A 13793-nucleotide genomic window follows, 5' to 3' on the forward strand; every position below is an offset into this window, starting at 1 on the left:
CGCGGATTGGGCGGCCGTCAGGCCGGTGCCTCAGGAGGCTTTATGGAGGAACGCCGAGGCGTGGGCTTCAAGTGACTTGCCGTTGGCGGCTACATCCCACCGCCACAGCAGGTTGCCATCCACCAGGCCGAAGATACGGGTTGCCGCCGTGTACTCCTTGGAGTGGCTGCCCCGCATCACCATGTCGGTGCTGAGCTGGATCTGGGGGCCTTTGATCTGGCCGTAGTAAAGCTCCGTGATGCCACCCGGGTGGGAGATCGAAACGGAGAGGTCGAAGCCGCCGTCCTTGTTCCGGCGCTCTTCCACGTCGTCTGCCGTCTTGAGTACGGGAACGATGTCCGCAGGAACCAGTCCGGGGCCGCCATCGCCCTCCTGGAGTTCCCGTTCCAGCGCCCAGAATCCGGTCTCGACGGTCAGCGGGCGCAACTTTGTGCCGGCGTCGTCACTGATCCAGCTCTCGGCCCGGTACTGCAGGTAGGGCAGGCCATTGTGGGTGAAGGAAACATGCTGGACGAAGTGCTCCGAGTCCTCGTCGCCGCTGCCGAGCCGGCCGCGGCCTTCCCACTCGCCAATGAGCCAGGAAAGGGGGACGAGTTCAGGGGTCAGGTCCGTTGGGATCTCAATAGGCACAACCACTACCTCTGTTGAAGGGCGTGAAGGGGGTGATTACTTCTGGCCCTTGAAAAGGCGGTACACAACAAAGCCGGCGAACCAGGCCATGGAGATGCTGGCGAGGCCAAGGAGGACCAGGAAGAAGATTTCAAATGCGAGAACAGACATGATGCCATCCTAACCGTTAGTAGATGAGTAGTTTGTCTATGAAGTAAGCCAGCGCCCCCACAGCCCAGACGGGTGCAACACCCATGCCCAGTGCCGCAGGAAGATTGAGGCGACCGCGCCGCAGGGTGGTCATGCGGCGGAAGCACACCAGGACCGAGCCCACGACCACGCCAACCAGGGCCGCAGGGAGGACCGCGATGTCGGAGAAAACCAGCCCGGCCAGCGGCGCCATGAGCCCGGCCATGACGACGCCCAGGGGCGCGACGATCCGGTCCGGCCAGCGGATGACGCCCACCAGGAGTGCCACGGCTGCGCTGAGTCCGGCCACGAGGACCATCTCCTTGACGCCGTTGAACCGCGCACCGGCGATCCAACCCGCACCGAGGCAGTTGAGCAGCACGCCGGCGCAGCAACCCAGGGTCGATTCAAGCCGTTGCGCCTGCCCGGTTCCCCGGATCAACTGGATAATGAAGACGGCCATCACGCCCACGGCAATGAAGGCAGGGGTGCCGTCCAGGAATCCCGGCGCGGGCATATAGGCGGCAGTCACGGCCGAACCGGCGCCGGCCAAGGCAATGACCGAAGCCAGGGTTTTCTTGGCGGGGACGGCAAGGAAGTGGGGCCAGCCGATTCCCACGGCGGCAGAGGCAACGATTCCCACGCCCACCATGGCCTCCCGGGAAACGAAGGTGCTGGACACGATGGCTGCGAGCGCCACAAGTCCGAATACCCCAATGCTCCAAGACTTCACTGTGTGCCCGATCCTCAATTCGATGCGCCTAACGACCTCTCGTCAATCCTGCCTCATGGCGGCCCGATATGTCGTAATTCCGGTGCCTGGCCGTCACGAATCCCTGACTGTACGGGCCCTGGTGGGTATACTCGGACATCAACAGTGCACTGTCATCGCCTCGATCCCGTTACAACGGCAAGGGTGATCCCAGTTCGCCGTGACCGGCCGGTGAAACTCCGGTTTCGACGCCCGATGATGCGCGGACAGCCCATTGGAGGAACTATGTCGCACATCCTGCTCCTGACGAACAGCACCGGATCTTCGGTGGACATCCTGCCTGCCTTGGAGTTGCTCAACCACCGTGTGCACATCCTCCCGGCAGAACCTACAGCCCTGCTTGAAACCGACCCTACGGACATCGTCTTCCTCGATGCCCGGAAGGACCTGGTAGGAGCGCGTTCCCTGACGCAACTGCTCAAGGCCACCGGCCTCAGCGCACCCCTCATGCTGATCCTGACCGAGGGCGGCATGGCTGCCGTCTCCTCGGCCTGGTCCGTTGACGACATCGTGCTGGATTCCGCCGGCCCCGCAGAGGTGGAGGCCCGCATCCGCCTGGCCATGGCCCGTGCCACGCCGGGCGAAGAGGAAACGCAGACCGAAATCCGGGCAGCCGGCGTCGTTATTGACGAGGCCAGCTACACAGCCCGCGTAGCCGGGCAGCCGCTGAACCTTACTTTCAAGGAGTTCGAGCTCCTGAAGTACCTGGCCCAGCACCCCGGCCGCGTTTTCACGCGCCAGCAGTTGCTCACCGAGGTGTGGGGCTACGACTATTACGGCGGCACCCGCACCGTGGATGTCCACATCCGCCGCTTGCGCGCCAAGCTCGGCGTCGACCACGAGAACCTCATCAGCACCGTCCGCAACGTCGGCTACCGCCTGACGCTGGTCCGGCTTCCGGATGACGAATTGTCCGAAGCCTGACACCACAGCAGAAAGGGCCGGGAATCACTGTGATTCCCGGCCCTTTGCCGCGTTGTGGAGGACATACGGGTCGAACGTATCGAAGCCACCCCACTGGTGGATCCCCCTCGCGCCCGGCTTCGGGAAGCCGAACGAGATAACGAGACTACCCCTGTTGGCCGGGCATGCCAAATCGCGGGGCTTGCCCCGGGCGTATAGCCTTGCATCATGAGTCACGCGCACCCCGAGAACTGGCCCGTACTGCACGTCACCGGCGCACTTGACCCCGGACTCTTCAAGGACTTCAGCACGCTCGCGGCTGCTGCCGGCGAGTCGGACGGGAATCCCCCGCTCTCGGAGCAGACGCTGGTCACCTTGCGCGGCGCGGACGGCGGCGGACATGCCCTCCTTTCCTTGGCACTCTATGCACCCGATGAAGATTCGGATCCGTCCACCGCGGACGACCTCGCCGGCATCGCCGTCGTCGTTGAAGCGCCCGACGGGAGCGGCGTCCTGGAACTGGCCGTGCACCCCAGTTACCGGAACCAGGGCGTAGCGGGCCGCCTCCTGGCGGCACTCCAGGAAAAGCGCGGCTTCGCAGGCCTGACGGCGTGGTCCCACGGCAACCACGAGGCAGCCGCCGAACTGGCCGCGCGCTTCGGTTACGGCCCGGTCCGGGAGCTGCGGAAGATGCGGCTGATGTCCTCCACCGCAGCACTGCCCGACGTCGTCCTGCCGCCGGATGTTTCGCTGCGCGCCTTCGTGCCGGGTCAGGATGAGCAAGCCTGGCTGGCTGCCAACCGCGCCGCTTTCGCGCACCATCCGGAGCAGGGCTCAATGACGCTGGCAGATGTGCAGGCACGCGAGGCCGAGGACTGGTTCGACCCCGAGGGCTTCCTTCTCGCCGTAAACGCCGGCGGGGAACTCCTGGGTTACCACTGGACCAAAGTTCATCCACGGCAGGGAGCCCACCCGGCGATCGGTGAGGTCTACGTCGTGGGTGTCACGCCGGAAGCACAGGGGCTCGGGCTCGGTAAGGCACTCACTGTGGCGGGCATCCGGCACCTCCAGGACCAGGACCTCCACGCGGTCATGCTGTACGTGGACGCGGACAATGAAGCCGCCGTGGCCCTATACCAAAAACTGGGCTTCGTCCGCTGGGACACGGACGTTTTGTATGGACCGTTAACCAAAAATTAACCACGAGCGTCCATCTGCCGGAAAGGGCTGGACATCATCGATTCGAGCCGCCCAATTGCTTGTAATGTGGGAGGAAACCCCAGTCCTGAGCTTAGGAGAAACCCATGCAGCCGGACCCCGTCGGCACCGCCGGATCCACCTCAAAGGGCGCCACGCTGCCCGCGCGCTTCGGCTCATCGGAAGTGCCCGCCGCACGGGCCACCCAGGATCGCATTGACATTCCGGAGTTCGCCCCGAGCCTGGAGCCCGAAGGCGACATTTCGCCGGACCGGTTCCTCGACCGCGAACTCAGCTGGCTGGCGTTCAACTCGCGCGTCCTGGAACTCGCCGAAGATCCGGACCTCTTCCTGTTGGAGCGGGTCAACTTCCTTTCCATCTTTGCCTCCAACCTGGACGAGTTCTTCATGGTCCGCGTGGCCGGCCTCAAGCGCCGCATCGCCACGGGCCTGGCCGTCCCCTCCCCTGCCGGGCTCAGCCCCATAGAGGTTCTTGAACAGATCGGCGAGGAAGCCCACAAGCTCCAGGAACGCCACGCCCGCGTCTTCGCCGAGCAGATCCGCCCTGCCCTGGCCTACGAGCACATCCACATCATGCACTGGAACGAGCTCGACGAAGAGGCCCGGCACCGCCTCAGCCTCATGTTCCAGGAGAAGGTGTTCCCCATCCTCACTCCCCTGGCTGTGGATCCGGCACACCCCTTCCCGTACATCTCGGGCCTGTCCCTGAACCTGGCCGTGATCGTGAGCAACCCGGTCAGCGAAAAGGAACTCTTTGCGCGTGTGAAGGTTCCGGACCAGCTCCCGCGGCTCATCTCGGTGGACGGACCCCGCGCCGGTGCAGTTCCCGGCCGCGTGGCCCGCTTCATCGCCCTTGAAGAACTCATTGCCGTCCACCTGGACAAGCTCTTCCCCGGCATGGAGGTCCTGGAGCACCACACCTTCCGCGTCACCCGCAACGAAGACGTCGAGGTGGAAGAAGACGACGCCGAGAACCTGCTGCAGGCACTGGAGAAGGAACTCCTGCGCCGCCGTTTCGGCCCGCCCGTGCGCCTTGAAGTCACCACGGACATCAACCCGAACATCCGTGCGCTGCTGGTCCGCGAACTCGGCGTGGACGAATCCGAGGTCTACTCCGTCCCGGCTCCGCTGGACCTCCGGGGCCTCTCGGTCATCGGCGGTATCGACCGCCCGGACCTGCACTACCCCAAGCACGTTCCGCACACGTCCCGGTACCTGAACGAATCCGAGACGTCCAAGGCCGCCAACGTGTTCGCCGCAATGCGCCGCCGCGACATCCTGCTGCACCACCCCTACGACTCGTTCTCCACTTCGGTCCAGGCGTTCCTTGAGCAGGCTGCTGCCGACCCCAAGGTCCAGGCCATCAAGCAGACCCTGTACCGGACCTCAGGCGACTCCCCGATCGTGGACGCCCTGATCGATGCTGCCGAGGCCGGCAAGCAGGTACTGGCCCTCGTGGAGATCAAGGCACGTTTCGACGAGCAAGCCAACATTTCCTGGGCGCGAAAGCTCGAGCAGGCCGGCGTACACGTGGTGTACGGCATCGTGGGGCTCAAAACCCACTGCAAATTGTCCCTGGTGGTCCGCCAGGAAGTGGACGGACTGCGGCGCTATTGCCACATCGGGACGGGCAACTACCATCCGCGCACGGCCCGCTACTACGAGGACCTGGGCCTGCTGACGTCCAATGAGCAGGTGGGCGAGGACCTCTCCAAGCTCTTCAACCAGCTTTCCGGCTACGCCCCGAAGTCCACGTTCAAGCGGCTCCTCGTGGCACCGCGTTCGGTACGTTCCGGCCTGGTGGACCGGATCGAGACGGAGATCCGCAACGCCCGCAAAGGTATACCTGCCCGGGTGCAGATCAAGGTCAACTCCATGGTGGACGAAGCCATCATCGACTCCCTCTACCGGGCGTCCCAGGCGGGCGTGAAGGTAGACGTCGTGGTGCGTGGCATCTGCTCGCTGCGGCCCGGCGTTCCCGGGCTCAGCGAGAACATTACGGTCCGTTCCATCCTGGGCCGGTTCCTCGAACATTCCCGTGTCTTTGCCTTCGCGAACGGCGGGGACCCGGTGGTGTACATCGGTTCCGCGGACATGATGCACCGCAACCTCGACAGGCGTGTGGAAGCGTTGGTCCAACTCGCCAGCAAGGACGATGTGAACACGGTCCTGGACCTGATGCGCCGCTACGTGGACGACGGTACGGCCAGCTGGCATCTGGACAACCAAGGCCACTGGACCCGCCACCACCTGGACGGTAACGGCGAACCGTTGCTGGATATGCAGTCCTGGCTCCTGGCTTCGCGTTCGCGTCAGCGGGCAGCAGCGCGGCGGTAAGGGAAGAGTTGAACAGCGATACCCCCGTGGCCGACCAGACGGACCATCCGGGCGAACCGGTAGCCGTCGTGGCGGCCGGCGCCATTCCCTGGCGCATCAACAAAGGTGCCCTCGAAGTGCTGCTCATCCATCGACCACGCTACGACGATTGGTCCTGGCCCAAAGGAAAGCTCGACGACGGCGAGACGGTTCCGGAGTGCGCCGTCCGGGAAGTGCGTGAAGAGATTGGGCTGGATGCCACCCTGGGCATCCCCTTGCCACCCATCCACTACCACGTGAATGCCGGCCTCAAGGTTGTCCGTTATTGGGCTGTCCGGGTTAATGGAGATCTTCTCCGTCCGGACGGCAAGGAAGTGGACAGTGTCATGTGGTGCAGCCCGGACAGGGCGGCCACCTTCCTGAGCAACCCTTCGGACGTAGCGCCACTCGAGTACCTGGAGAAAGCGCACGTCAAAGGAGAACTCGACACCTGGCCGCTGGTATTGATCCGCCATGCCAAGGCCAAGCCGCGATCGTCGTGGACCAAGGCCGAAGGCGACCGTCCCTTGGCTGCCACGGGGCAGCGGCAAGCCGTTGCCGTGCAGCGCCTCCTGCAGGGATGGAAACCCCAGCGCATCGTGAGCAGCCCGTGGGTGCGCTGCGTCGCCACCATCGCTCCCTATGCCAAGGCCAGCGGAGCCAAGGTGAAACTGGTGGAAGCCCTTACCGAACACAACCACGACAGGTCGCCGAAGAAGACCGCGGCAGCGGTGGAGGCCCTCTTCGACAAGCAGGTGCCCATCGCCGTGTGCACGCATCGTCCGGCCCTGCCAACCGTGCTGAAGCAACTTGGCCTGCACATGTCCGGGTCCCTGCGAAAGCTGCTGCCCGATTCAGATCCCTTCCTGACCCCGGGCGAAGTGATTGTGTGCCAAGTGGTCCGCGGCAGCGAACGGAAAGTGGTGTCCGTGGAGCAGGTCAAGCCCTTCGACGACTGAGCTAGTTTGACCCCTTGGGTTTTTGTATCAAATACTTGACACATTGATTCGAAGACTTGGGGGTCTTGACCGTGTCCTTCTACCTGCCGCCTCTGCTGTTGCTCGCTCCAGTCATCGGCGCGCTCCTCGTTTACCTGTTCCTCAGGGTGCAGGTCTGGTCCAGCCCTGATTCCACGTCCGTGGAATCGCACGGATTGTGGGTGGGCATCATCGGCTGGATGGCCAGCTCCCTTCAGGGTGCCATGAGCGCAGGCATCATCCGGGCCAATCCCGGAGCGTCGAATGCGCCCTTCACCTCGGAGGCGCTCCTTTCGGCTCTGTCTTGGCCGGTAGCCGCGGTGTTGCTGGTCCATGCCCTGGGCCAGTGGAGCTACCCGGCACCGAAAGCACCCCGCAGGTACGCTGAGCTCGCCGTCCGCAGGATTCGCGATTTCCTCCCCCGGAAACTTGCTTGGACCACAGGCTTGATCTTTGCCTATGCGGCTGCCGCCATAGCATCGATCGCGTCGTTGCCCGCTTTCACTCCCGTGCTTCCTGCCCCAGCTCCCCCGTCGCCCATGGGAACGACCACCTACACCGGCCAGGGCCAGGACGGCAGGATCGCTGGATCGGAACTCGCAGGATGGCTCGGCGGCGCCTTGCTGGTCCTCGCTGCCGGCACATGGCTGGTCCTGCTGCTCATGGCGAGACGGCGCCAACTGGAAACCCTGGACAGCGATGACAACAAGTCTCTCCGGGCCATCGCAGCCAGCCGACTGCTCCGAACCGTATCCACCATCGCAGCGGGCCTGGCGGCCATCGCCGGGAACTACGCCACCCTTCCGGCGCCAGGCGCCGTCTGGCAATCGTCGTGGTTCAACGTGCTAGGCCTGGTCAACGTGGCTGTCCTGCTGGTCATGTGGTGGTGGAGGGTGCCCAAACTCCCTTCGCTCGCTGCCAGCAAGAATGCCGTGAGCGGCCGCTCCCTCCGAACCGATCCAGCCACACATGGCGCGGTGAAGCTGACAGTGTCCCTTGGCGCCGGCCTGGGGATTGCTGGAGCCTTGCCGCTCCTGACGCTGGGGATGTGGTTCGGTTTCAATCCGAAACAAGGTCAAGGACCGCTGACCCCCGCCATCATTATCTCGGTGACCGCCACGTTGATCCTCCTGGCCGTCGCTGCTGGCGAGCTGTTGATCGCCCGCAACTATGGCGACCCCGAAGCTCCCTTGCATTGGCCCCGGCAAGCCGTATCGAAGGGTTTGTTCTACTTTGCCCTTGCCTCAGCGGCCGTCTTTCTTGTCACCATCGTCATGACCGGCATGGGGGAAGTGCTTCTGGTTGGACCACCCACGTGGCCTTCCACCCTTTTGCTCATGGTGGGCGTTGGGCTGGTGGGGGCCGCCTCGATCCTGGCCACCCGCCGTCGTCGAGGTCTTCCGGAAGCTCCAGGCGAAGACAGCCTCGACGCTGCGCTGCGGGCCATCGCGATGTACCGGATCGTCCGCACTCTGGCTGCCTTCCTGTTGGCACAATCGGCACTGATGCTGCTCGGAAACGCCGAGGCATGGGCGGCGCTCTTCCCGGCGTTCGATCGGCTGGGACCGAGCCCCGCCCCCATCATCGGCGCCATCTTGTTGGCCACCTCCGTTGCCGTCGCCGTCACGCCCGTCCGCAGCCTGTTTCGGAACCTCTCCCGCCGGAGCGCTTTCCCTCAGGAAACGCCCACGCCATGACCGCCGGGATCACCATCGACCTCGCGGATCCCGTCCCGCCCTACGAACAGATCCGCAGGCAACTCAGTTCGCTGATAGCCGTGGGGGTCTTGCCGCCCGGCAGCCGCCTGCCCACCGTGCGCAGCCTGGCCGCCGATCTCGGCATCGCCGCCGGAACGGTGGCACGCGCCTATCGGGAACTTGAGCAGTCCGGCCTGATAGAAGCACGACGGCGGAACGGGACCGTCGTCGTCGGCCCGCCTGCTGCGCCGCACGGCCCGGTGGGAGCTGATGCGGCGGTGATGGCAGCCATCGACGATGTGATCTCAAGGGCGCGTTCGCTGGGAGTCAGTGACGAAACGCTCCTCGATCTGCTGCGCGGCCGCCTGGCCCAAACAAGTAAGCTTGAACCGTGAGCATTCCCACCCCTTACGAAGACCTTCTGCGTGACGTCATGGCGAATGGCACGCACAAATCGGACCGCACAGGCACCGGAACCCGGAGTGTCTTCGGGCGCCAGCTGCGCTTTGACCTGGGCGCGAGCTTTCCGCTCATCACCACCAAACGGGTCCACTTCAAGTCCGTGGCAGTCGAGCTCCTGTGGTTCCTGCGCGGCGATTCGAACGTCAAGTGGATGCAGGACCAGGGCGTGAGCATCTGGGACGAGTGGGCTGACGCCGAGGGCGAACTCGGCCCGGTGTACGGTGTGCAGTGGCGCAGTTGGCCCACGCCCGATGGCGGCCACATCGACCAGATCTCCGAGCTCATGAAGGGCTTGGAAGCCAACCCGGACTCGCGTAGGCACATCGTTTCCGCGTGGAACGTCTCCGAACTCAAGGACATGGCGCTGCCGCCATGTCACGCCTTCTTCCAGTTCTACGTGGCTGACGGCAAGCTGTCCTGCCAGTTGTACCAGCGCTCGGCAGACACGTTCCTGGGCGTGCCGTTCAACATCGCCTCCTACGCTTTGCTCACGCGGATGGTGGCCCAGCAACTTGGCCTGGAACCGGGCGAATTCGTCTGGACCGGCGGCGATGTCCACGTCTACGACAACCACGTGGAGCAAGTGGCCGAACAGCTCAGCCGCGAACCGTACCAGTACCCGCAGTTGAACATCCTGCGGAAGCCGGACTCGATCTTCGACTACACGCTGGACGACTTCGAAGTGGTCAACTACCAGCACCACCCCACCATCAAGGCACCGATCGCCGTATGAGCACTCCTTCGCCAGAGAACCCGGCCCAGCTTCCGGGCGTCATCTTCACCCAGGAGACCGCCGCCGCCATGACCGGCATCGGCCTGATCTGGGCACAGACCAAAGCCGGAGTGATCGGCAAGGACGGCAGCATGCCCTGGCACCTGCCGGAAGACCTGAAGCACTTCAGCAAGCTCACCACGGGCCACCCCGTGATCATGGGCCGGAAGACCTGGGAGTCCTTCCCGGACAAGTACCGGCCGCTGCCGGGACGAACCAACATTGTGGTCACCCGGAACCAGGAGTGGGCATCAACTCCCGAGGCCGAAGGCGCCACTGTCGTGTCCTCCCTCGACGCCGCCTTGCTGGAATCCCAATTCGCCCCCGGCGGCCAAAAGGTCTGGATCATCGGCGGCGGAGAGATCTTCGAACAGTCCATGGGCATCGCCAACCTTGCGGTGATCACCATCATCGATGCCGGGCTCGACGGCGATACCTTCGCTCCGGAACTGGGCGACGACTGGAAGTTTGACACCATGGCGCCGGCCGAGGGCTGGCTCACCGCCAACAATGGCACGAAATACCGGTTCACCACGTGGCGCCGGACCGAGAACTAGAAACCAGGACATGCAAGCAATGCTCAAGAAACCCGAAACCCTCTTTGTGCTGGGCTACATGCTGCTGCCGCTCTTCGCCCTGCTCTCGGCCATCGTCGGGTTGACCATGATCCTGGGTGGCAACAAGATCCTGGGGATCATCGTGCTCGTGGTAGTCACGCAGGTTTTCGCCTTCGGCGCCTTCTTTGCGCTGCGGGCCCGGAAAACGGCCCTCCTGCAGGAGCACGACGCCAGCCAGTAGACCCGCTTTCGGGGCCACCGGGCGCTCCGGTGCGGGCCGTCGTCGTACGTTGTGCGGGTGACGTAACCAACAGCGGCGGGCGGGTCCGAAAGTTTAGACTGGGTGAATGACTACAGCAGCTAATCCGTCCGTTGGACTGGTCGGTTGGCGTGGCATGGTCGGCTCCGTCCTGATGCACCGCATGCAGGAAGAGAACGACTTCGCCAACATCAACCCGGTATTTTTCTCCACCTCGAACGCAGGAGGTGCCGCCCCGTCCTTCGCTGATGGGGCCGGCAAGCTCGAGGATGCGTTCGATATTGAGACGCTTGCCAAGCTGCCGATTATTGTTACCGCACAGGGCGGCGACTACACCAAGCAGGTCCACGGCGAACTCCGCAACCGTGGCTGGGACGGCTTGTGGATCGACGCTGCCTCCACCCTGCGCATGAACGACGATTCGATCATCGTGCTGGACCCTATCAACCGGGACGTCATCGATGCCGGGCTCTCCGGCGGCGTGAAGGACTTCATCGGCGGTAACTGTACGGTTTCCTGCATGCTGATGGGCTTGGGCGGCCTGTTCAAGAACAACCTCGTGGAGTGGGGTACGTCCATGACGTACCAGGCTGCTTCCGGCGGCGGCGCCCGCCACATGCGCGAACTGCTCAACCAGTTCGGTACCCTCAACAACGAGGTCAGCAGCGAGCTCGATGACCCCGCGTCGGCCATCCTGGAGATCGACCGCAAGGTGCTCGCCACCCAGCGCACCGGCGTTGACGCAACGCAGTTCGGCGTTCCGCTGGCCGGCTCCCTGATCCCCTGGATCGACGCCGACCTCGGCAACGGGCAGTCCAAGGAAGAGTGGAAGGCCGGTGTGGAAACCAACAAGATCCTCGGCACCGCCAAGGGCGCCGCGGGCAAGGAACACATTGCCATGGACGGACTCTGCGTCCGCATCGGCGCCATGCGTTCACACTCCCAGGCACTGACCCTGAAGCTCCGCGAAGACCTGTCCGTCACGGAGATCGAAAACCTCCTGGCCAAGGACAACGAGTGGGCCAAGGTCGTGCCCAACACCAAGGAAGCCTCCATGGCGGACCTCACCCCGGTGGCCGCTTCAGGCACCCTGGACATCCCGGTGGGACGCATCCGCAAGCTCGAAATGGGCCCGGAGTACATCAGCGCCTTCACCGTGGGCGACCAGCTCCTGTGGGGCGCAGCAGAGCCGCTGCGCCGCATGCTGAACATCGTGACGGGCAAGCTCTAGCCTCACCGCCGTCACGTCCTGAACCCGCTTTTCCGTTGCTGCCCAGTGACGGGAAGGCGGGTTCTCGGCGTCTCAGCCCGCCATGAACTTCGCGAACGCCCGGCCCTGCGCTTGGAACGAGCGGCTTGCGGCTGGACCGAGGTCGCCGAGGAAGGGCTCCGGAACCACGCCCACGTCCTTCCCGCTGCCGGTCCGCGCCCACGTCCCCACCACCACGCCTCCGGAGACGATGATGCGCTTGAACACACCATTCCGGCCCGGGACCACCAATTCGGCGTGCTCGGGATCCAGGACCAGGTTCCGGTCCTGGTACCCGAGCAGGTACTCATCGAAGCCGGGGAGAGCCAGCAACGAGCGGGAGCCGGGCACACCGGCGTCGAGCATGGCGGCAGTCTCTGGCGAGAGCCAATAGCTGGTACCGTCGAAAGCCAGCTCCACCATCTGCTCCTGCACCGCAGTCAGTGCCTTCCGGGCCTCCGTGAGCGGCACCTGGCTCCACCAGGCGAAATCGCGGATGGTCGCCGGGCCATGGCCCCGGATGTACCGCAGCAGCAGCTCGGCGATGCCTTCCTCCCGGGCCAGGTCACGGGATTCCTTGACCCACTGGTCGAAAGGCACGAACAGTTGCTGGACGCCCACCTTTCCGTTGCTCCCCGCCATTGGACCTTGGACCAGCCATGCCTCCTGGCACAGGCTGCCCAGGAGGTGGATTCCGCGTTGCCCCGTGGTGACCTGTCCGGCTTCCCCAAAGGCTGCGAAGAGCTGTTCCCGGCTGGCACCGATGGTCCCATCAGAGCTCTTCAGGGCCTCCAAGGTCTTCAGTGCGATGTCCCTGGCGTGGCTGATGTCGTCCGGGGTGATGGCCAGTTCGCGGTGCCGGCCGGTCAACGACTTCAAGAGTCGCGGACGGGTGATGGCAAGAATCCAGCGAAGATCTTCGGGCGCCAACAGGTGCAGTGTGCCGCGCATGGGCCACGAACGGACGATGGTTCCGGCGTCCAGGGCGGCCCGGACGTGGGAGGCCGCTGTCCCGGGCACCCGCTGTCCCACGGCCCACAGTGCGTGGCCAAGGTCCTGCGCCTGCATGGCCGTCATCCAGCGGACAGCATCGGGCACGGAAGGAAACCCGCCGCCCAGCAGTCCTTGGCTCACCAGGCGTAAACGGCCCATGACCTGCGGCCGGACGGACAGCGTGCTGGAGGAAAGCGGCTTCGCAGGCATGCTTCATCCTATGGGCCGCCCGGGGGCACAGGGAACCTTGCCGCGCCTCCCAGCGGCCTTCCAGAACCGTTTCCTAGGATGGCTACATGCTTTTTGGTGATCTTGCCCCTCTGGTGCGGCCGCTCAGCCGTTGGCTCGCCGCCGCCGGTTGGTGCTGCACCGCCATTGGGCTCGGCGCCGGACTCATCGTTGCCGTCGGCACGGGAGTGAGTCTGTCCCCCTCCATGCAGGGAATCCAGCTGGCGGGACTCGTTGCCACAGCCGCGGCTGCCCTCCTGATTGGCACAGCTGCCGTGAGCCAGCCAGTATCGGACCGCGACGACGACGCCCCCGAACCATGGTTCTACCCTGCCGCCGCGGCGCAGGTCCGCAGTTTCCTGCTGGGTTCCATCGTCATGATGCTCGGCTTGGTGGGTTTTGCCACGGCCGGGCTTTTCCTCCCGAGCGGCCCGTCGCCGCAGAGCATCGCCTTCAGCCAGATCTTCCTGCTAGGGGCAGTCAGTTGTGGCCTGACCTTCCTGCTGCTCAACAAGGTTCTGCCCATCGCGGAGCGACGCGTCCGCTGACGCCCA

The 13793-nt window shown here is 64.6% G+C and carries 14 protein-coding genes; 11 read left to right on the forward strand and 3 right to left on the reverse strand.

What is annotated here, in order from left to right; all coding sequences use genetic code 11:
* Positions 1-30 precede the first annotated feature (30 nt).
* Positions 31-630: an FABP family protein gene (locus ACIQTZ_RS06740; RefSeq protein WP_397324283.1), complete on the reverse strand. Its 600-nt coding sequence runs from the start codon at positions 628-630 to the stop codon at positions 31-33.
* A 166-nt stretch (positions 631-796) separates the two neighbouring features.
* Complete coding sequence (locus ACIQTZ_RS06745; RefSeq protein ID WP_397324284.1) at positions 797-1531, reverse strand: permease; 735 nt, start codon at positions 1529-1531, stop codon at positions 797-799.
* A gap of 264 nt (positions 1532-1795) precedes the next feature.
* On the opposite strand from ACIQTZ_RS06745, the gene ACIQTZ_RS06750 reads away from it, so the two are divergent.
* From ACIQTZ_RS06750 to asd, 10 genes are all read left to right on the forward strand, one after another.
* The gene (locus tag ACIQTZ_RS06750; RefSeq protein WP_397324286.1) at positions 1796-2494 is read left to right on the forward strand and encodes a winged-helix domain-containing protein; all 699 of its coding nucleotides are present in this window, start codon (positions 1796-1798) and stop codon (positions 2492-2494) included.
* 207 nt (positions 2495-2701) lie between these two features.
* The gene (mshD, locus tag ACIQTZ_RS06755) at positions 2702-3673 is read left to right on the forward strand and encodes a mycothiol synthase (RefSeq protein ID WP_400329058.1); all 972 of its coding nucleotides are present in this window, start codon (positions 2702-2704) and stop codon (positions 3671-3673) included.
* 104 nt (positions 3674-3777) lie between these two features.
* Positions 3778-6027, forward strand: coding sequence for an RNA degradosome polyphosphate kinase (locus ACIQTZ_RS06760; protein WP_397324289.1), 2250 nt, complete (start codon positions 3778-3780; stop codon positions 6025-6027).
* A gap of 8 nt (positions 6028-6035) precedes the next feature.
* Positions 6036-7004, forward strand: a complete 969-nt coding sequence (locus ACIQTZ_RS06765; RefSeq protein WP_402978735.1) for an NUDIX domain-containing protein — start codon at positions 6036-6038, stop codon at positions 7002-7004.
* 65 nt (positions 7005-7069) lie between these two features.
* Positions 7070-8719: a hypothetical protein gene (locus ACIQTZ_RS06770; RefSeq protein WP_402978738.1), complete on the forward strand. Its 1650-nt coding sequence runs from the start codon at positions 7070-7072 to the stop codon at positions 8717-8719.
* Positions 8716-9114, forward strand: coding sequence for a GntR family transcriptional regulator (locus ACIQTZ_RS06775; RefSeq protein WP_402978741.1), 399 nt, complete (start codon positions 8716-8718; stop codon positions 9112-9114). Before ACIQTZ_RS06770 ends, ACIQTZ_RS06775 begins: the two co-directional genes overlap by 4 nt.
* Positions 9111-9914 carry a thymidylate synthase gene (locus tag ACIQTZ_RS06780; RefSeq protein ID WP_402978744.1) on the forward strand — a complete coding sequence of 268 codons (804 nt, stop codon included), beginning with the start codon at positions 9111-9113 and terminating at the stop codon, positions 9912-9914. Before ACIQTZ_RS06775 ends, ACIQTZ_RS06780 begins: the two co-directional genes overlap by 4 nt.
* On the forward strand, positions 9911-10510 hold the full coding sequence (locus tag ACIQTZ_RS06785) for a dihydrofolate reductase (RefSeq protein WP_402978747.1): 600 nt from the start codon (positions 9911-9913) through the stop codon (positions 10508-10510). Before ACIQTZ_RS06780 ends, ACIQTZ_RS06785 begins: the two co-directional genes overlap by 4 nt.
* Before the next feature lie 19 nt (positions 10511-10529).
* Positions 10530-10751 (forward strand): NF038396 family protein, encoded by a 222-nt coding sequence (locus ACIQTZ_RS06790; protein WP_402979161.1) that lies wholly within the window; start codon positions 10530-10532, stop codon positions 10749-10751.
* Positions 10752-10857: 106 nt separating this feature from the next.
* The gene (asd, locus tag ACIQTZ_RS06795) at positions 10858-12000 is read left to right on the forward strand and encodes an aspartate-semialdehyde dehydrogenase (RefSeq protein WP_402944700.1); all 1143 of its coding nucleotides are present in this window, start codon (positions 10858-10860) and stop codon (positions 11998-12000) included.
* A 72-nt stretch (positions 12001-12072) separates the two neighbouring features.
* On the opposite strand, the gene ACIQTZ_RS06800 is transcribed toward asd, so the two are convergent.
* A complete protein-coding gene (locus ACIQTZ_RS06800; protein WP_402978750.1) occupies positions 12073-13221 on the reverse strand; it encodes a winged helix DNA-binding domain-containing protein in 1149 nt (382 codons plus the stop codon).
* A gap of 86 nt (positions 13222-13307) precedes the next feature.
* Here ACIQTZ_RS06800 and ACIQTZ_RS06805 point away from each other — a divergent pair, with 86 nt between their 5' ends.
* Positions 13308-13787: a hypothetical protein gene (locus ACIQTZ_RS06805; protein WP_397324305.1), complete on the forward strand. Its 480-nt coding sequence runs from the start codon at positions 13308-13310 to the stop codon at positions 13785-13787.
* Positions 13788-13793 lie beyond the last annotated feature (6 nt).

Origin of the sequence: Paenarthrobacter sp. NPDC090520, assembly GCF_044769205.1 — a bacterium.
Classification (GTDB): domain Bacteria; phylum Actinomycetota; class Actinomycetes; order Actinomycetales; family Micrococcaceae; genus Arthrobacter.